Genomic DNA, 17,763 nt, shown 5'->3' with positions numbered 1-17,763 from the left:
GAACGCGGGCCTTGACCGTTCAGGCAGAAATCAGCCGGCCGCGACCTCGAGGCGGACCGTGGCGGCCACCTCCGGGTGCAGCTGGACGGCGACCTGATGCTTGCCGGTGGTCTTGATCGGCGACGCGATCGCGATCGCGCGCTTCTCGACCAGCGGGCCACCGGCGGACTTGATCGCCGTGGCGATGTCGGCCGGGGTGACCGAGCCGAACAGGCGGCCGGTGTCGCCGGCCTTGACGGCCAGGGTGACGGAGAGCTGCTCGAGCTGGTTCTTGACCTCGCTCGCGTGTTCCTTGCCCTGGATCGCCCGGGCGTCACGCGCCCGCTTGATCGTCTGGATCTGCTTCTCGGCGCCGCGGGTCCAGCCGATGGCCAGGCCGCGCGGGACCAGGTAGTTACGGCCGTAGCCGTCCTTCACCTCGACGATGTCGCCGGGAGCCCCGAGGCCCTCGACCTCCTGAGACAGGATGAGCTTCATGGTCCGCGCCTCCCTCAGCGAGCGGTGCTCGTGTACGGCAGCAGGGCCACCTCACGAGCGTTCTTGATAGCGGTCGCGACATCGCGCTGGTGCTGCACGCAGTTCCCGGTCACCCGGCGGGCGCGGATCTTGCCGCGGTCCGAGATGAACTTGCGCAGCAGCGCGGTGTCCTTGTAATCGACGTACGTCGCCTTGTCCTTGCAGAAGCCGCAGACCTTCTTCTTCGGCTTCCGAATGATCTTGGCCATTGTGGTGCTCTCTTCCTACTTCCAGAGCCCGGCACGGATGCCGGAATGGTCACTAACGGAATTGCGGGCCGATCAGAACGGGGGCTCCTCCATCGAGCCGCCGCCCTGGCTGGCCCAGGGGTCGTTCTGCGGGGCGGACTGGCCGCCACCGCCTTGTCCTGCACCTTGCGGGGTCGCCCAGGGGTCGTTCTGCTGGCCGCCACCCTGGTTGCCGCCCTGGCCGCCGCCGTAGCCGCCGCCCTGGTTGCCACCTTGGTAGCCACCGCCACCCTGGTTGCCGCCGCCACCGAAACCGCCACCGTCGGAGCGCGAGGTCTTGGAGATCTTCAGCGTCGCGTAGCGCATGCTGGCGCCGATCTCTTCGACATCACACTCGAACACGGTGCGCTTGTTCCCGTCGCGGTCGTCGTAGCTGCGCGCCTTCAGGCGCCCGTGCACGACGACCCGGGAACCGCGAGTCAGCGACTCGGCGACGTTCTCGGCGACCTGCCGCCACACGGCACACGAGATGAAGAGGGTTTCGCCGTCTTTCCACTCGTTGCTCTGCCGGTCCAGCGTCCGCGGAGTAGAGGCGATCGTGAAGTTCGCGACCGCGGCCCCGGACGGCGTGAACCGCAGCTCCGGATCACCTGTCAGGTTTCCGATCAGAGTGATGGGTGGTTCACCGGCCATGACAACTTCCTCCTGTACTGCAGACGATGGGTGGTGTGACGCCAGACCACCTGACGCCCGAGGTTCAGTGCTGGTCCGGCCGGATGACCTTGGTGCGCAGGATCGACTCGTTCAGCGTGAGCTGACGGTCGAGCTCCTTCACAACCGCCGGCTCGGCGGTCAGGTCGACGACGGCGTAAATGCCTTCGGACTTCTTCTTCACGTCATAGGCAAGCTTGCGACGACCCCAGATGTCGAGCTTCTCGACCGTGCCACCTTCCTTGCGGACGATGTTCAGGTACTGGTCGATGGACGGCTCCACGGTGCGCTCATCGAGCTCCGGGTCGAGGATCACCATGACTTCATAACGACGCATGCGCGAACTCCACCTCCTTCGGACTTGGCGGCCACGGTCTCTCCGTGGCAGGAGGGCGATGCGGACTGCTCCACGCCAGCACTTGCCGCCGACGCCAAGCAACGAGCCCGGTCGATGGACCGGGCCACATCAAAGAGAGTACCAGCGTTCGGACTGTCAACTGACCATATCCACAGGCCGGTTCCGGCGACTCTGTGTCATCGGCCGACGACCTCCGGTGCGGAACGACGGAGTACGGCCACCAGCAACGGTACGGCGAGGACGGCCGAGATCACGGTCAGGAGCGGATACCCGCCGAGCGTGTAGAGCCACGGCGAACTGGCCGCGGAGAGCGCGGAGATGGCCCAGATCGACGACTCGACCTTGCTCTCGTACGGCGTGCCGAGCAGGCGGGCGCTACCGCCCAGGTAGCAGAGGTTCCACGCGTATCCGAGGAGGAACAGCGCCGGTGTGAACGCCGGCTCGGACCGTGTGGTCAGAACAGCGGCCACGATCAGCAGGACCAGCCCGGTCAGCATCACCGGCCGCGGACCGGTGCAGTCGATCCACCAACCGGTCAACGGCGACAGTGCGAACATCCCCAGCGTGTGAGCGGACAGCATCACGCCCAGCACGCCCAGCCCGACGCCGTGGTGGTGCGTGTGCACCGGTACGGCGGACATCAGCGCCACCATCACGAGGTGTCCGGCGACCATCACACCAGCGGCCAGAAGGACCGACGTACGACGGGATGCGGCTGACGGCTCGTGGCGGGTCTGCGCAGGCTGGTCGGCGGCGCGGACGGTCCGGATGTACGTCGACGCGACCAGGGCGCCGAAGACGGTCACGACGGCGAGCAGGAACGGGCCGGCGACCGCGGGCAGGCCCAAGCCCGAGGCGAACGACTGAGACGGCGCCATCAGGAACGGCCCGCCCACGGCGCCTGCCGTGCTGGCCCACACGACGGCGCTCATCGCTGATGCCCTGCGCGGCTCGGGCACCGCCTCGCCGGCGGCGTACCTGGACAGCAGGCTCGCGGCGTTCCCGGAACCGAGCAGGAACATGCCGACGAACAGCAGCCCGACCGGGGCGCCCACCGCGGCGACGACCGTCAACGCTGCCCCGGCGACGCCCACGCCGTACCCGAGGCGGAGGGCGTGCGCGCGACCGAGCCGGGTGGTCCAGCGGCCGACGGCGATCGCGCCTGCCGCGGTACCCAGTACGCCGGCCGTGTTCGGGACGCCAGCCAGGCTGGAGCCGAGTTCGTCGGCGGCCAGGATGGTGCTCACCGCACTCGCGGCGATCATCGCCGCGTTCATCAGCGCGGCGGCGAGAACGACAGGAAACAGCATGGCCACCACGTTAGGAAGGTGCCCGTTCCGGCTGAATGCATGATGCAAAGCATTCGGCCTTGCGGACCACCGCGATCGAAGGTGTTCTGGGGCGATGACCTTTCAGGGGCGTGATCTGGACTCCACCGACTGGCAGATCCTCACCGAGTTGCAGTCCGACGGTCGGCTGTCGTTCAACCAGCTCGGCAAGCGGGTCAACCTCTCGCCACCCGCGGTAGCGGACCGGGTACGACGCCTGGAGGAGGCCGGCGTGATCACCGGCTACCGCGCCGAGGTCGATCCGGCGAAGGCGGGGCAACCGCTGTCCGCGTTCGTCCAGATGCGCTGTACGACGGGCCGCTGCCTGCTCAAGACCACGCGGGCCGAGGACTTCCCCGAGGTCCTGGAGATCCACAAGCTGAGCGGCAACTCCTGCTCGATGCTGCGCGTCCGCGTCACCTCGATGCACCACCTCGAAGGCCTCTTCGAACGCCTCGGCGAACACGGCGAGATGAACACCCACATCGTCCTGTCCACAGAATTCGAAGGCCGCCCCGTCCAGCCCCCACCCCCCGGCCAACGCCAAGTGACCCGTTCCGCCGGCTGGGGTTCCTGAACTGTCGGTGGGCGGTTCTAGGGTGGGGGTATGACTGTGAAGCTTGGTGCGCATGTGGACCAGGAGGACCCGTTGGCCGAGGCGGCCGATCGGGGAGCTGATCTGGTGCAGTTCTTCCTGGGGAACCCGCAGGACTACAAGGCGCCCAAGCTCGCGTACGCCGACGGCGAGGACGCACTGAAGGAGCGGGCCGCCGCCGCGGGCGTCGACCTCTACGTGCACGCGCCGTACCGCTTGAACGTGGCGAACACGAACAACCGGATCCGGATCCCGAGCCGCAAGCTGTTGCAGCAGACGCTGGACAAGGCGGCGGAGATCGACGTCAAGGGCGTGATCGTGCACGGCGGGCACGTCGGTGACGAGGACGATCCGGAGGCCGGGTTCGACAACTGGCGCAAGTGCATCGAACGCGCCGAGCTGCCGGTGCCGCTGCTGATCGAGAACACGGCCGGCGGCGAGAACGCGATGGCCCGGCAGCTGGACCGGATCGCGCGGCTCTGGGACGCGGTGCAGGCCTCGGGCAACGACCGGCTGGAGAACGTCGGGTTCTGCCTGGACACGTGCCACTTCCACGCGGCCGGTGAAGAGCTGCCGTCGATCGTCGAGCGGGTGCTGGCGATCACCGGCCGGATCGACCTGGTGCACGCGAACGGATCACGCGACGAGTTCGGCTCCGGAGCGGACCGGCACAGCAACTTCGAGGACGGGCACATCGACCCGGCCGACATCGTCGCGGTCGTGCAGGCCGCCGGCGCCCCGGTCGTCGTCGAGACCCCGAACGCCGACAACGGCCAGAAGACCGACCTCGACTACCTGCGGGCGCACCTCACGTAGTCGGGGGCTTCGTCAGGCCGTGCAGCCAGTAGGTCACGGCCCAGGGCAGCAGGATCGCGAGAGCTGCGCTGTTGTTGGTCGGTATGAGCAGACCGCAGATCGCGACGACGGCGACCACCAGCGTGCTGATCTGAAACAGGTCGACAGGCCCGACGACCTTGGTGCGGAGCGTGATGCGGTTCAGCGCGCAGCCGGCGTACGCCGCGATGAGTGCGAGCAGGCCCAGGATCGCGACCACCGCGCCGAGCCAGGCGAGACCGTCCCAGCCCCCGTCGGCCTGGAAGATGCCGGTCAGCAGGAACACACCGACCAGGACGCACAGCCAGGTGCTGGTCCACATCAGGCGTTCGACCGCACTACGAGCCTTCTCGGGATCCGGCTTCGGCTCGGCCTCCTCCTCGTCACCGTCGTCCTCGCCCTCGCCCGCGGCTTCGGTGACCGCCTTGGGTTCGGCCGTTGGCTCAGGGGCTGCCTCGACCCGTGCGGCCGCCTCGGTGTCTGCGACCGGCTCGGGGTCGCCGGCCGCGGCGGGCTTGGGATCGGGGTCTGGCTGCACCATGGCAGCGACGGTAGCTCACAATGAGGTTATGCAGACCTGGGCGGAGCGGTTCCCCGACCTGTTCGCACCGGGCTACTGGGAGTGGGGCGACCTCGACGTCCGGTACACCGTCGAGCAGCCGTCGGACGAGCTGATCAGCAACGTCCACGTCGTCGGCCGGACCACCGGCGGAATCGTTGTCTGCACCAACGATCTGGGCTGGCGGTTCCTGCCAGGCGGTACCCGCGAGCCGGGCGAGACGATCGAGGAGATCGTCCACCGCGAACTGCTCGAGGAGGCCGGCGCCCGGCTGACCGGTCCGCTGACCTGGCTGGGCGCCCATCGCGCCGACCACCGCCGCCCCGGTCCGTACCGCCCACATCTCCCGCACCCCGTCTCGTACTGGGCGAACTACGTCGCGGACATCGTCATCGAGCAGGAGCCGACGAACCCCGAGGACGGCGAACAGGTCACCGACGTACTCGTACTGCCACCGGACGAAGCGGCGGCGTACCTGGACGGCCAGCCGGAAGAGGTCGGCTCGATCGTCAGGCTGGCTCAGGCAATGCGGCTGGTTTAGCCGGCCGCCACGGCAGCAGTACGGCGCTCAGGGTGCAGCAGATGCCCGCGACCCAGAGCGCTCCGCGCATCCCGACCACCGTCGCGAGTAGGCCGCCGAGCGCCATGAACGCAGGCTGCACGCACCGCGAGCTGATCGACCACGACCCCACCACCCGCGCCATGAACCGGTCCTCGGTCATCTCCATGCGGTACGTCGCGAACGACGGGTTGAACGCACCGGCTCCCACCAGCAGACCCGTCTCCGCCACCGTGAGCAGCACAAACCCGCCCCACCCATGCGGCGCCAGCGGGAAGAGGAGCAGCCAGGGCGCCCGCAGTACGCCGAAGACGAGCAGCATCCACTGCAGCCCGTACCGCCGGGTGAGCCGCGGCGCCATCCGCGCGCCGATCACGCCGCCGATGCACGAGACACCGAGCATCACCCCGTAGCTCCACGCGGACAGCCCGAGGTCCCGCAACATGAACACCGCCAGCAACGGCGACGTCATCATCACCGGACCGCCGAACAGCTGCGAGTTCCAGAACAGGACGCGCAGCCCGCGGTGCCGCAGGATGTACCGCCATCCTGCCGTGATGTCCCGCTTGCCCTCCCGCGGCGCGGGCTCCGGCTCGGGCTGCTGGATGCGCCGGATCCCGAGCGCCGACCCGAGGAACGAGATCGCGTCGACCGCCAGCGTGACCGTCGCACCGACCAGGCTGACCAGCGCACCGCCGATCGCCGGGCCGATGCTCAGCGAGACCCAGTTCGTCTGCTCGAACCGGCTGTTCGCCTCGGCCCGTCCCTCGGTCGGCACCAGCGCCTTCAGATGCGCGCCGCTCGCGGACTGGAACGCGATCGTCCCGGCCGCCTGCAGCACGCCCGCGACACACAAGTGCGCATAGGTCAGTACGCCGAACGCCGCGGCGACCGGCACCGAGACCAGGGCCGCGAACCGCACCAGGTCGGACGCGATCATCACCGGCCGCTTGCGCCGCTGCTCGATGAAGTCGCCCATCGGCAACGCGAGGGCCGCGCCGGCCACCGCGGACAACGCGGCGAGCATCGAGACCTGGAAGGTGCTGGAGTCCAAGGCGAGGACGGCGACCAGCGGTAAGGCGCCGAGGCCTACCGCCGATCCGAAGGCACTGACCGTGAACGCGACCCACAACCGGCGGAAGTCTCGACCCAAAGACATCCCGCGATCGTAGAAGTCGTCACCGACACAAATTCATGCCGCCGTCGAGCATGATCACTTCACCAGTCAGGTAAGGGTTGTGGACAACTGCGGAGATCAGGTCTGCGACGTCCGCCGGCTGCGCGGCGCGACGCATCGGGCTCGTGGTTTTCCACAGGTCCTGGGCCTCGGTCCACGACTCCGTCAACGGAGTATCCACAAGGCCCGGAGCGACCGCGTTGACCCGCACGTCAGGGCCGAGAGCGGCGGCCAGCAACTTCGTCACGTGGTTCAGCGCCGCCTTCGACGCGGCGTACGCGATCGAGCTGCCCTTCGGGCGGACGCCGGCGTGGCTGGTGACGTTGACGATGGACCCGCCGGACGAGCGGAGCGCCGGGAGTGCCGCCGTACACAACAGCCAAGGGGCGATCAGGTTGACGTCGAGCAACCGTCGCCAGTCATCGGCCGACAGCGCGTCGAGGTCCGCGTGCGGGACCGGCCAGCTGATGCCCGCGTTGTTCACGAGTACGTCGAGACGCCCGTGCTCGCGTACAACCTCCGGGACCAGCGCCTGAGCAGCTGCGTCGTCGGACAGGTCAGCCTGGTGGTACGACCCGCCCAGCTCCGCGGCCAGTGCTTCTCCGGTGGAGCGGCTGGAGCGCGAGTGCACCGCGACGGTCATCCCGTCCGCGGCCAACCGCCGTACGGTCGCCGCTCCGATGCCGGACGCGGACCCGGTCACCAACGCAACCTTCATGCGCGGTACCGGAGGCCGTCCATCAGCAGATCGAGCAGGCGGCCCGCCTGCTCGCGGTCGTCGGCCGCGGCACCGCCGACGCCGCCGATGCTGGCCAGGAGGTCCTTGGCCGAGATGTCCGACCGGATCTGGCCGGCGGCAGCGCCCGCGTCGAGCAGCGGCTGCACCGCACCCATGAGGAGCTCCAGGCTCTGGGCGTACGGGTTCGCACCGGAGGCGAACACTGCTCGCAGCGCGTCTGCCATGCCGCGCTTCCGGGCCATGTAGTCGATGAAGCGGTCCATCCACGCCCGCAACGCCTGGTCCGGTGGCAGCTGCTCGAGCAGCTCGGCGGACGCGTCGCAGACGGCGGCCAGCTCGTTCCGGTACGCCGCCTCGATCAGCAGCTCGCGGGTCGGGAAGTGCCGGTAGAGGGTGCCGATGCCGACGCCGGCGTCCTTCGCGATCCCTTCCAGGGTCGCCTCCAGACCGCATTTCGTGAACGCGCGCGCCGCCGCGGCCACGACCAGGTCCCGGTTGCGCTGGGCGTCCGCGCGCAGCGGACGCTCGCTGGTGCCGGTCATCTCCCCCACCTCCCGTGAGCCCACAAACTTAGCGGACTTGATAACCGGAGGCACCTCCGGTTAACTGGAATTACCGGAGGCTCCTCCGGTTAAAGCGGAGCTCGTAGAACAGGAACCGACCTGATGAGCAGGATCACCACTCCGTTCACGCATGACTCGACCGCCGCCGAGGTCATCGCCGGCGTCGACCTGACCGGTCGCCGGGCCGTCGTCACCGGCGGCGCCTCCGGGATCGGTGTCGAGACCGCCCGCGCGCTGGCCACCGCCGGCGCCGAGGTCACCCTCGCCGTCCGCAACACCGCGGCCGGCGAACGCGTCGCCGCCCAGATCATCGAGAGCACCGGCAACAACCACGTCTTCGTCGCGCCGATCGAACTCGCCGACCCCGGCTCGGTGCGCGCCTTCGCCGCCACCTGGGACGGTCCGCTGCACATCCTGGTGAACAACGCCGGCGTGATGGCCGAGCCGCTGAACCGGACGCCGGAGGGTTGGGAGCACCAGTTCGCGACCAACCACCTCGGTCACTTCGGCCTTGCGCTCGGCCTGCACGGCGCGCTCGCGGCGGCCGGTGAGGCCCGCGCCGTCTCGGTCAGCTCGAGCGCGCACCTGCGTTCCGACGTGCACTTCGACGACATCCATTTCGAGAACCGTCCGTACGACCCGTGGGCGGCGTACGGCCAGTCCAAGACGGCGAACGTGCTGTTCGCGGTCGAGGCGGCCAAGCGCTGGGCGAGTGACGGCATCGTCGCCAACGCACTGATGCCGGGAGGTATCCGGACGGCGTTGCAGCGGCACGTGGACCCGGAGATGCTGAAGGGGTGGGACAGGTTCCAGTGGAAGACGACCGAACAGGGCGCGTCGACCTCAGTACTGCTGGCCGCCTCACCGCTGACCCAGGGCGTCACCGGCCGGTACTTCGAGGACAACAACGAGGCAGTGCTCAACACCGGTGAGGAGTTCAGCGGCGTCGCGAAGTACGCGCTCGATCCGGAGTCGGCCACTCGGTTGTGGGAACTGTCCGAGAAGCTGGTTTGATCAGAAACCGGCTCAGCGTGCGGCCCTGGTCGGGCTCCATTCGAGCGATTGCGGCGTCCAGGTGCGTGCATCGCGGTGCTTGAGGCGCGTCCTCGATGCGGTGTTCATCTTGGACGGGCCTCAAGTGCCGCGAGGTGCGTGCCTGGGCGTCGCAAGCGCCGGAGGGTGCCCGACCAGGGCCGCTAGGGATCACGTGGCTGGGCCGGTAACCTGACCCACCGTGAGTGATTTGAGCATTCGGACCATCTCCGCGGACGAGCACGCCGCCTACATCGCGGCCCAGCCGTCGGCGAGCTTCCTGCAGACCCCTGGGTGGGCGGCGGTGAAGAGCGAGTGGAAGGCGGAGTCACTCGGCTGGTACGAGTCGGGAAACCCCGGCAACCTGGTCGGCGTCGGCCTGGTGCTCTACCGGCAGATGCCGAAGGTGAAGCGGTACCTCGCATACCTGCCGGAAGGTCCGGTGATCGACTGGGACGCCATCGACCTCGGCAGCTACCTGCGCCCGCTGGCCGCGCATCTCCTGGAGCGCGGCGCGTTCGGCATCCGGATGGGTCCGCCGGTGGCGACCCGGCGCTGGACCGCGCAGACCATCAAGGACGCCATCGCCGGCGGTCAGCAGCCGCGCCTCGGCGACGTCCGGCCGGACGTGATCGAACCGTCCGGCGCCACCGTCGCCGACAAGCTCCGCAAGCTGGGCTGGAAGCCGCCCCGGATCGCGGAGGGGTTCGCGGCCGGACAACCGCAGTACGTCTTCCAGGTGCCGCTGGCCGGCCGCACCCCGGACGACCTGCTGAAGGGCATGAACCAGCTCTGGCGGCGCAACATCAAGAAGGCCGACAAGGCCGGCGTCGAGGTGACGCAGGGCGGCACCGAGGACATCAAGGCGTTCCACCAGCTGTACGTCGAGACCGCGGAGCGCGACCACTTCACCCCGCGGCCGCTGCCGTACTTCGAGAAGATGTACGCCGCGATGGCCAACCAGCCGGCCGACTGCTGTGACTTCCGGATCTACAACGCCCATCACGAGGGCGACCTGGTCGCGTCGACGATCTGGGTCCGGGTCGGCGGTCATTCCTGGTACTCCTACGGTGCCAGCTCGACCGCCAAACGAGACGTCCGCGGATCGAACGCGATCCAGTGGCGGATGATGTCGGACGCGCTCGCGGCGGGCGCGTCCGTGTACGACCTACGGGGCATCACCGACACCTTGGACCCGAACGACCCGCATGTCGGGCTGATCCAGTTCAAGACCGGGACCGGCGGCGAGGCCGTCGAGTACGTCGGTGAGTGGGACCTGCCGTTGAACAAGGCGCTCTACACCGCATTCGACCTCTACATGAGACGGCGTTGACACCATGCCCCTAGTCCTGCACGTCGATTCCGATCGATGGCGTCATCACCTGCGTTCCAAGTGGAACCCCGATATCGTCCCGGTCGCCAAGGGCAACGGGTACGGGTTCGGCAACCACCGGTTGTTCGCGGAGGCGCGCGCGCTCGGCGCTCGTACGGTCGCGGTCGGCACGTACTTCGAGGTCCCCGCGGACCCGCGCGAGGATGTCGTGGTGCTGTCGCCGTGGCGGCCGTTCCTCGAGGTGCCGCAGAGCAAGAACGTGATCCACACGGTCAGCCGGCTGGCCGACCTGGTCTCGATCCCGGCCGGCAGCCGGGTACTGATCGAGGTGATGACCTCGATGCGCCGGCACGGCATCGGCGCCCGCGAGCTGCGGCACACGATGCTGCTGAACGCGCTCGACCGGATCCGGTTCGAGGGCTGGTCGCTGCACTTCCCGATGGGCGCCGGCGGTACGTCGGCCAACCTGCGCGAGGCCCAGCAACTGGCGAAGGCGGCGCTCGACGTCCGCAAGGGCACGCTGTGGGTGTCGCACGTACCGGCCCAGAAGCTGGCCGACATCGGTCCGGACGTGAAGCTCCGGATGGGCACCGGGCTGTGGCTCGGCGACCGCGGCGCGCTCTCGGTCCGGGCGACCGTGCTCGACGTGCACTCGGTCCGCCGCGGCGAGCGCGTCGGCTACCGGCAGCGCCGGGTCAGCGGCGACGGGCACATCCTGATCGTCTCCGGCGGTACGGCGCACGGCGTCGGCCTGGAGGCGCCGACCGCGGCCGCGAGCGTCCGGCAACGCGCGATCGCGATGGCCAAGGGCAGCCTGGACGCGGCCGGTATGGCGCTGTCCCCGTTCACCATCGAAGGCAAGCAACGCTGGTTCGCCGAACCGCCGCACATGCAGGCCAGCATGCTGTTCCTCCCGTCCTCGGTCGCCCCGCCCGCCGTTGGCGACGAGGTCGACCTGGACGTCCGCTACACCACCACGACCTTCGACAAGGTGTCGATGGATTGACTTAAGGTCCACCTGAAGTTGCAGCGTGGACATATGAGTTTTCTGGAGCGGATCGAGGAGCGGCCCGGGGCGGCGGAGTTGCGTACGGCGTCGTACCGGATGTTGGGGCTGAAACGCGGCGCGACCTGCGTCGATGTCGCGTGCGGAGCGGGCCATGCGGTGGCCGAGCTGTCACGGAAGGGCCTCAAGGTGACCGGGGTCGACGCCGATCCCGATGCGATCGAGGCCGCCCGGGAGCGGGCTCCCGGGGCGATGTTTCACGTGGCACATTCCGACAGCCTGCCGCTCGAGGACGAGTCGATGGACGGCTACCGCGCATTACGGCTGTTCCATCTACTCGAGGATCCCGCTCCGACGGTGGCCGAGGCCTATCGGGTACTGCGTCCCGGCGGGCGGATCGTGGTGGGCGGGCAGGACTACGGCTTCGTCCTGATCGACAGCTCCGACCAGGACCTGACCGACGTGATCCGCCTCGGCCTCGAGTCCCGAACGGTGTCTCCGCGCGCCATGCGTACCCTGCGCGACGTCCTTCTCGACACGGGCTTCACCGATGTCGAGGTCGCCGTACACACCGAAGTCGTCACCGACTACGCACTGATGGCTCCGCAGTTGGCCGCCGCCGCGGAGGCCGCGGTCGACAAGGCACTGATCACCCAGGAGGACGCCGCCGGCTGGCTCAAGGAACAGGCCGGCCGCGGGCGCCGGGACCGCTTCCTCGCCGTCCTCCCGACACTTCTTGTCGGAGCACGCCGCTAGCGTGCGGAGAATGATTCCTTTGAAGGGTGTCGTACTGGATGCGCCGGATCCCAGGAAGCTGGCCCGCTTCTACTGCAAGCTGCTCGGCTGGGAGCTAGGCACCGACGAGGAGGGCTGGGCGGTCGCGAACGGCCCGGAAGGCAGCGTTGTGTTGTCCTTCCAGGGCGAGCCGCAACACCAGGCTCCGAGCTGGCCGAGTTCCACGGACAAGCAACAGATGCAGCTGCACCTCGACTTCCAGGTGGACGACCTGGACGCAGCGCATCAGCGGGCGATGGACGCCGGGGCACGGCTGATGGAGTTCCAGCCGCAGCCCGACGTCCGGGTGTACGCCGACCCGGTCGGTCACATCTTCTGCTTCTTCACCGCTTGAGGTGTCCCTGCCAGCGGACCGTCGGCAGTAGCGCCGCCGCGTCGACGCGGTCCTTGTTGGCGGAGACGATGTCGAACATCGACTCGATCAGGGTGTCCGACAGCAAGTGCGGCTGGAGGCCGAGGCCGACCAGACCGGTGTGCTTGACGTTGTAGTAGTGCTCGGCCTGCTCGACCCGCGGGTTGTCCAGGTGCTCGACCTGGACCGGGCCGGGGAAGCACTCGGCGACCAGGCTCGCGAGCTGCGACACCGAATAACTCTCGGTCATCTGGTTGAAGACCCGGAACTCGCCCGCGTCCGCCGGGTTCTCCACCGCGAGCCGGATGCACTCGACGGTGTCCCGGATGTCCAGGAAACCGCGCGTCTGACCGCCGGCGCCGTACACCGTCAGCGGCTCGCCGAGGACAGCCTGGATACAGAACCGGTTGAGTACCGTGCCGAACACGGCGTCGTAGTCGAACCGCGTCGCCAGCCGCGCGTCCCGCACGGTCTGGTCGGTCTGCTGCCCGTACACCACGCCCTGGTTGAGGTCGGTGACGCGCATTCCCCAGATCCGGCAGCCGAACTCGAGGTTGTGCGAGTCGTGCACCTTGCTGAGGTGGTAGAACGAGCCCGGCTTCTTCGGGTAGAGCATCCGGTCCTTGCGGCCGTTGTGCTCGACCTCCAGCCAGCCTTCCTCGATGTCGATGTTCGGCGTGCCGTACTCACCCATCGTGCCGAGCTTCACCAGGTGGATGTCCGGGTTGATCTCGGCGATGGCGTACATCAGGTTCAGCGTGCCGACCACGTTGTTGTGCTGGGTGTAGACAGCATGCTCGCGGTCGATCATCGAGTACGGCGCGGCGCGCTGCTCGGCGAAGTGCACGATCGCGTCCGGGTTGAACTCGGTGAGCACCCGGTAGACGAAGTCCGCGTCGAGCAGATCACCGACGTACGCCGGGATCCGCCGGCCGGAGATCTCCTCCCAGGCCGCGACCCGACTCTCGAGATCCTCGATCGGGACCAGGCTCTGGACGCCCAGCTCGCGGTCGTAACCGCGGCGGGCCATGTTGTCGAGCACGGCCGTGTCATGGCCGCGGTCGGAGAGGTGCAGTGCTGTCGGCCACCCTAGGTAGCCGTCACCGCCCAGGACGAGTACGCGCACGGCTCGGCCGCCTTCCGGTCGGGAAACGTCGTCATACTCCTTCCTATCCCGAGTACCCACTCCAGTAACGTGACCAGTCCCACCTATTCGCTGGCAATCGGCTGAGAATTGCCGGCGTACTGCCGCCGGCTGGTGTGGGGGTGCAGAATAGGCCGCGATGCGCGTACTCACCAAGGCCTATCTCTCCCGCAGCCGATTGTTGCTGTGGGCGAAGTACTCTGCGTCCTCCGTGATCGCCACCGTGCTCAGCCAGGTGGCGTTCGCGCTGTGTTACTGGTTCGGCACGGCGGCGATCGTCGCGAGCCTGGTCGCCTGGGTCTCCGGCGCAGTGCCGAACTACGTGCTGAACCGCCGCTGGACCTGGGGCCGCAGCGGGCAGAAGTTGCCGTACACAATCATCGTGGTCGCGTCGGCGATCGCCGCAGCGGTGGTCACGTCGGTCACCGATCACCTGGTGCAACCCCTCGAGTCGCACCTGTGGAAGACCGTTCTGGTGACCGGCTCGTACCTCGGGACCTATGCGGTGCTGTTCATCGTGAAGTTCGTGCTGTTCGACCGGCTGGTGTTCGCCAGGACCGGCGCCGCCCCCGCCGAAGCACGTACTCCCGTAGCCACGTCGTCGTCATGACCCGCCCGTAGTTCGCGCCGTACACAAGGCCGGGGCCCTTCTTGCTGCTCCCGTCGCCACGGCGGCGCATCGTCATCGGCAGCTCGACCACGCGAGCTTGCAGCGCTAGTGCGCCCAGCAGCAGTTCGGACGACTGGTACTGCGGCTCACGCAACGTCACCGCGATCGCCAGCTCGGCCCGCATCGCGCGGAACCCGAACGACGTGTCGGTCAGCTTCTTGCGCGTCAGGATCGATGCGAGTACGGCGAACACCCGGACGCCGACCCAGCGCAGCCGGCTGTCCGCGTCCTCTGCTCCGAGGCGGCGCGACCCGGTGACGAAATCGGCCCGGTCGAGCAGGATCGGCTCCAGGAGCGTCTCCAGCTCGTCGTTGTCGTACTGACCGTCCGCGTCCGTTGTGACGACGTACTGCGCTCCGCCTTGTGCTGCCAGGTGGTACCCGAGCCGGAGCGCCGCGCCTTGACCACGGTTGCTCGGGGCAACACACACGTGGGCCCCGTGTTCACGGGCGATCTCGGCGGTGTTGTCGGTGGCACCGTCCACGACGACGAGCACGTCGACTGGCAGACCCGCGCAGGTCTTCGGCATGTTGGTGAGCACCAGGCCGATGCCGTCAGCCTCGTTGTACGCCGCGATCACCACGACGACTGGAGCGAACTCCGTTGTCTTCATGGCCTTGGCGGCTTCGGAGTCCACGGCGTCCGGGTAGTCCGCCATCGGAGGTCGTGCCTGGTCCTTGCCGAGCACGGCACGTAAGCCGATGGCACCTGCCAGCGGGAACAGCACCAGGCCGGGCAGTTGGTAGCGCCAGGAGAACTCAAAGGCCGCTGAGCCAAGCAAGAGGATCGCTCCGGCCGCAACAGGCAGGAGCGCTGCTGCGCGGAGTCCAGATCCCTTTGCTCGCCCCAGTCCGGCTACTGCGGCCAGTGCGATCAGAGCGCTCAGACCGAGCAGTGTGCCGGACGTGTAGCCGCCGTGGAGTTGGTAGGCGCGCAGAACGACCGCAGGTCCGTGGGAGACGTGTGGCTCGGACCCTCCCCATTTCACCGCGGCCTGTGCGGTGTTGGGGTCTTTGAGGTTCGGGTAGGTCAGCTGGAACTGCCAGCGGTCCAGCGGTACGTCGTTCGGCTCGCTGGTACGAGTAGGTGCGAATCCCTTCGCGAAGTCCTTCAGCGCTGCCCAGGTCACGTCCAGCGGCTGGTGCTTGATGACCTCGTGTGCGAACTCGGTCGCCAGTTGACGCTTCGTCGTACCGGGTGGAAGCGGGCCGGGCCAGTTCGGGTCGCCGTAGTGGTTGTGGGCGTAGTTGTCCACACCTAGGCGTTGGCCGAGCGGTTCCTTGGGGCAGAACAGGCGCGTGCCTTCGTTGAGCGGCAGCTTGGCGCAGTTCGCGACCGTGGCGGTCCGCCCGTACAGGATCTGGTTCTCGGCGCCGGTGAAACCCCAGCGTCCGGTTTCAGCGTGGAAGTAGCCGGCGTACGCGGCGAAGACGATGCCGAATCCCGCGACGGCGGCCGCGGTACGGCGTACCCGCTGTTTGCCGCTCGCGATCAGGTAGAGCACGACTGCGATGAGGAGGACCATGCCGATCGCGCGGACCGTGAAGGCGGCGCCGACCAGTACGCCGACAGCGGCCGCGCGCCGCCAGCCCGGCGCTCCCTTGGCGAGGAGGAGCCAGAGGATCGCCACCAGGATCACGTCGAACGTGGTCTCGGCCATGATGTTCTGCTCGATCTGCACCTGGTACGCGTCGAGCAGGATCGGCGCGGCGGCGAACGCGGCCAGCCAGCGGTAGACGGTGAGCCTGCGCGCCAGGGCGTAGATCGCGACACCGAGCAGCAGCCCGGTCAGGTGCTGCACGATCACGACGAAGGTCAGTCCACCGATCGCCACCAGTGGGCCGAGCACGAAGTCGTACCCGATCGGGTTGAGCTTGTCCGGGCTGAGCTCACCCATGTTGGTCAGGTACTGGACGGAGTCGGTGTAGATGATCGCGGGCCGGTACGCGACGATCGCGAGCACCCGCAACACGAGCCCCACCAGCAAGAAGACAGCAAGCAGCCAGTGCTTCCTTAGTGTCGCCCTCGCCCAGCTCACTGGTTCTTGAAGTACTGCCACGTCCGGGCCAGACCGTCCTCCAGCGACACCGTCGGCCGGTAGCCGAGATCGTTGGTGATGTCCACGACCACGGCCGGCATCTCGCCCGCCGGCGCCTCGATGTGCTCGGCCGGCACCGGGCATCCGGTCACCGCGCGGACCGCGTCGATCATCTCGAGCACCGACACCGACCGCCCGGATCCGATGATCGCGCGTCCGTCGTACCCGCTGTCGAGCGCCAGCAGCACCCCATTCACCACGTCGTCGATGAACACCAGGTCCCGCCGCTGCCGCCCGTCGCCGTACACCTTCACCCCGGTGCCGCTCAGCGCCGCCCGCATCATCCGCGGCACGAAGCTGTCCTTGTGCGACATCCCCGGCCCGTACACATTGGTGAACCGCAGCGCCGCGGTCGCCATCCCGTAACTTCCCGAGTACGCCGACAGCAACATCTCACCCGCCGCCTTCGTCGCGCCATACGGCGTCAACGGCCGCAACGGAAGGTCCGCGGTGATGGTCGACGTACCGACATCCCCCACGACAGCGTTCGTCGACGCCAGCACGAACCGGTCCACGCCACTACCGCGACTCAACTCCAGCAGAACCTGCGTGATCGTCACGTTCTGCGCGAACGTCTGCATCGGCGCATCCACCGACCGCAACACCGACGTCAACGCCGCCAGATGCACCACCGCCGTAGGCCGAGTCTCAAACGCCGCAACACAGGTCTCCTGCTCCGCAAGATCCCCCGTCACCACATGCACCCCAGAATCCCAAGAAGAATCCGGCGCCTCCCGATCCACCGCAGTAACCAACACCCCCCGCCCCCGCAAGGCCCCCACCACGGCTCGCCCCACAAACCCCGACGCCCCCGTGACCAACACACGCTCGTCCATACCCCTCAACCTACCCGCGCCCCCACACCCCGCCCACCCCCCTCAATCCCCAGCCCCCGGAACCCCCTCCCCCGGATACAACTCCCCCCACAACCACACGAGAAACTCGTCGTCGTTTCGTTGGTCGTAGCCTGCGGCGGTGGCGAGTGCCTTCGGGTGGAGTCCGTCGCGATGGCCCCTCAGCAACTGTTCGAACTGCTGCTTGAAGATCGCCAATTCCTCGTCGTCGGCCTGCGAGGAACGCGCACGCTGAACCAGCGCGTCGAAATTGTCGTCCCGGATCTCCGGATGGTAATAGGCGTCAAGAAGATTCAGGAACGTCGCGAACGGCGCCGTCTTGTCGGTCAGCCAGTAGCGAGCAATTGCCATC

The 17,763-nt window shown here is 68.1% G+C and carries 22 protein-coding genes; 9 read left to right on the top strand and 13 right to left on the bottom strand.

The genetic code is table 11. The features are described from left to right. Positions 1-30: 30 nt before the first annotated feature. The 5 genes from rplI to E0H92_RS02475 all read right to left on the bottom strand — a co-directional run bounded on the left by rplI (position 31) and on the right by E0H92_RS02475 (position 3,083). Positions 31-477 carry a 50S ribosomal protein L9 gene (rplI, locus tag E0H92_RS02495; protein WP_131284306.1) on the bottom strand — a complete coding sequence of 149 codons (447 nt, stop codon included), beginning with the start codon at positions 475-477 and terminating at the stop codon, positions 31-33. Positions 478-491: 14 nt separating this feature from the next. Next, a complete protein-coding gene (gene rpsR, locus E0H92_RS02490; RefSeq protein WP_012924539.1) occupies positions 492-725 on the bottom strand; it encodes a 30S ribosomal protein S18 in 234 nt (77 codons plus the stop codon). Positions 726-797: 72 nt separating this feature from the next. Then, entirely contained in the window at positions 798-1,397 is a 600-nt protein-coding gene (locus E0H92_RS02485; RefSeq protein ID WP_131284308.1) for a single-stranded DNA-binding protein, read from the bottom strand. A 64-nt stretch (positions 1,398-1,461) separates the two neighbouring features. Further along, entirely contained in the window at positions 1,462-1,752 is a 291-nt protein-coding gene (gene rpsF / locus E0H92_RS02480) for a 30S ribosomal protein S6 (protein ID WP_130386399.1), read from the bottom strand. Between the two features lie 197 nt (positions 1,753-1,949). Further along, positions 1,950-3,083 (bottom strand): MFS transporter, encoded by a 1,134-nt coding sequence (locus E0H92_RS02475; protein ID WP_131495250.1) that lies wholly within the window; start codon positions 3,081-3,083, stop codon positions 1,950-1,952. 94 nt (positions 3,084-3,177) lie between these two features. Between E0H92_RS02475 and E0H92_RS02470 the strand changes: the two genes are divergently transcribed. Together E0H92_RS02470 and E0H92_RS02465 are read left to right on the top strand one after the other, a co-directional pair. Continuing rightward, positions 3,178-3,678, top strand: a complete 501-nt coding sequence (locus E0H92_RS02470; RefSeq protein WP_131467111.1) for an Lrp/AsnC family transcriptional regulator — start codon at positions 3,178-3,180, stop codon at positions 3,676-3,678. A gap of 30 nt (positions 3,679-3,708) precedes the next feature. After that, positions 3,709-4,512 carry a deoxyribonuclease IV gene (locus E0H92_RS02465; RefSeq protein WP_131467110.1) on the top strand — a complete coding sequence of 268 codons (804 nt, stop codon included), beginning with the start codon at positions 3,709-3,711 and terminating at the stop codon, positions 4,510-4,512. Here the strand turns inward: E0H92_RS02465 and E0H92_RS44010 are convergent. After that, complete coding sequence (locus tag E0H92_RS44010) at positions 4,505-5,071, bottom strand: hypothetical protein (protein WP_165549673.1); 567 nt, start codon at positions 5,069-5,071, stop codon at positions 4,505-4,507. The genes E0H92_RS02465 and E0H92_RS44010 overlap by 8 nt on opposite strands. Positions 5,072-5,099: 28 nt before the next feature. Between E0H92_RS44010 and E0H92_RS02455 the strand changes: the two genes are divergently transcribed. Continuing rightward, a complete protein-coding gene (locus E0H92_RS02455) occupies positions 5,100-5,630 on the top strand; it encodes an NUDIX domain-containing protein (protein ID WP_131495249.1) in 531 nt (176 codons plus the stop codon). On the opposite strand, the gene E0H92_RS02450 is transcribed toward E0H92_RS02455, so the two are convergent. Genes E0H92_RS02450 through E0H92_RS02440 form a run of 3 tightly spaced genes read right to left on the bottom strand, consistent with a single transcriptional unit; the run spans position 5,599 to position 8,106 of the window. Beyond that, complete coding sequence (locus E0H92_RS02450) at positions 5,599-6,807, bottom strand: MFS transporter (protein ID WP_131467107.1); 1,209 nt, start codon at positions 6,805-6,807, stop codon at positions 5,599-5,601. The genes E0H92_RS02455 and E0H92_RS02450 overlap by 32 nt on opposite strands. Before the next feature lie 19 nt (positions 6,808-6,826). Beyond that, entirely contained in the window at positions 6,827-7,543 is a 717-nt protein-coding gene (locus E0H92_RS02445; RefSeq protein ID WP_131495248.1) for an SDR family NAD(P)-dependent oxidoreductase, read from the bottom strand. Then, a complete protein-coding gene (locus E0H92_RS02440; protein WP_131284320.1) occupies positions 7,540-8,106 on the bottom strand; it encodes a TetR/AcrR family transcriptional regulator in 567 nt (188 codons plus the stop codon). Before E0H92_RS02440 ends, E0H92_RS02445 begins: the two co-directional genes overlap by 4 nt. A 123-nt stretch (positions 8,107-8,229) precedes the next feature. Between E0H92_RS02440 and E0H92_RS02435 the strand changes: the two genes are divergently transcribed. The 5 genes from E0H92_RS02435 to E0H92_RS02415 all read left to right on the top strand — a co-directional run bounded on the left by E0H92_RS02435 (position 8,230) and on the right by E0H92_RS02415 (position 12,627). Further along, positions 8,230-9,141 carry an SDR family NAD(P)-dependent oxidoreductase gene (locus E0H92_RS02435; RefSeq protein ID WP_202873492.1) on the top strand — a complete coding sequence of 304 codons (912 nt, stop codon included), beginning with the start codon at positions 8,230-8,232 and terminating at the stop codon, positions 9,139-9,141. A 220-nt stretch (positions 9,142-9,361) separates the two neighbouring features. Then, positions 9,362-10,492: a lipid II:glycine glycyltransferase FemX gene (locus tag E0H92_RS02430; RefSeq protein ID WP_131284322.1), complete on the top strand. Its 1,131-nt coding sequence runs from the start codon at positions 9,362-9,364 to the stop codon at positions 10,490-10,492. A gap of 4 nt (positions 10,493-10,496) precedes the next feature. Then, complete coding sequence (locus E0H92_RS02425; protein ID WP_131495246.1) at positions 10,497-11,498, top strand: alanine racemase; 1,002 nt, start codon at positions 10,497-10,499, stop codon at positions 11,496-11,498. A 33-nt stretch (positions 11,499-11,531) separates the two neighbouring features. Further along, entirely contained in the window at positions 11,532-12,254 is a 723-nt protein-coding gene (locus E0H92_RS02420; protein ID WP_131495245.1) for a methyltransferase domain-containing protein, read from the top strand. Between the two features lie 10 nt (positions 12,255-12,264). Beyond that, on the top strand, positions 12,265-12,627 hold the full coding sequence (locus E0H92_RS02415) for a VOC family protein (protein ID WP_131467103.1): 363 nt from the start codon (positions 12,265-12,267) through the stop codon (positions 12,625-12,627). Here the strand turns inward: E0H92_RS02415 and E0H92_RS02410 are convergent. After that, on the bottom strand, positions 12,617-13,771 hold the full coding sequence (locus E0H92_RS02410; protein ID WP_131495244.1) for an NAD-dependent epimerase/dehydratase family protein: 1,155 nt from the start codon (positions 13,769-13,771) through the stop codon (positions 12,617-12,619). The genes E0H92_RS02415 and E0H92_RS02410 overlap by 11 nt on opposite strands. A gap of 157 nt (positions 13,772-13,928) precedes the next feature. Here E0H92_RS02410 and E0H92_RS02405 point away from each other — a divergent pair, with 157 nt between their 5' ends. Then, positions 13,929-14,399, top strand: coding sequence for a GtrA family protein (locus tag E0H92_RS02405; protein WP_131467101.1), 471 nt, complete (start codon positions 13,929-13,931; stop codon positions 14,397-14,399). On the opposite strand, the gene E0H92_RS02400 is transcribed toward E0H92_RS02405, so the two are convergent. From E0H92_RS02400 to E0H92_RS02390, 3 genes are read right to left on the bottom strand one after another with little or no spacing between them, the layout of a single operon-like run. Next, positions 14,302-16,440 carry a glycosyltransferase gene (locus E0H92_RS02400; protein WP_238173281.1) on the bottom strand — a complete coding sequence of 713 codons (2,139 nt, stop codon included), beginning with the start codon at positions 16,438-16,440 and terminating at the stop codon, positions 14,302-14,304. The genes E0H92_RS02405 and E0H92_RS02400 overlap by 98 nt on opposite strands. 53 nt (positions 16,441-16,493) lie before the next feature. Beyond that, complete coding sequence (locus E0H92_RS02395) at positions 16,494-17,393, bottom strand: NAD-dependent epimerase/dehydratase family protein (protein ID WP_131495242.1); 900 nt, start codon at positions 17,391-17,393, stop codon at positions 16,494-16,496. A 42-nt stretch (positions 17,394-17,435) separates the two neighbouring features. Then, a complete protein-coding gene (locus E0H92_RS02390; protein ID WP_131495241.1) occupies positions 17,436-17,762 on the bottom strand; it encodes a hypothetical protein in 327 nt (108 codons plus the stop codon). Position 17,763 lies beyond the last annotated feature (1 nt).

The sequence above is a fragment of the Kribbella speibonae genome, from assembly GCF_004331375.1.
Taxonomy (GTDB): Bacteria; Actinomycetota; Actinomycetes; order Propionibacteriales; family Kribbellaceae; genus Kribbella; species Kribbella sindirgiensis.
The sequence above is the reverse complement of the archived record's forward strand: the minus strand, read 5'-3'. Positions and strand labels throughout refer to the sequence as shown.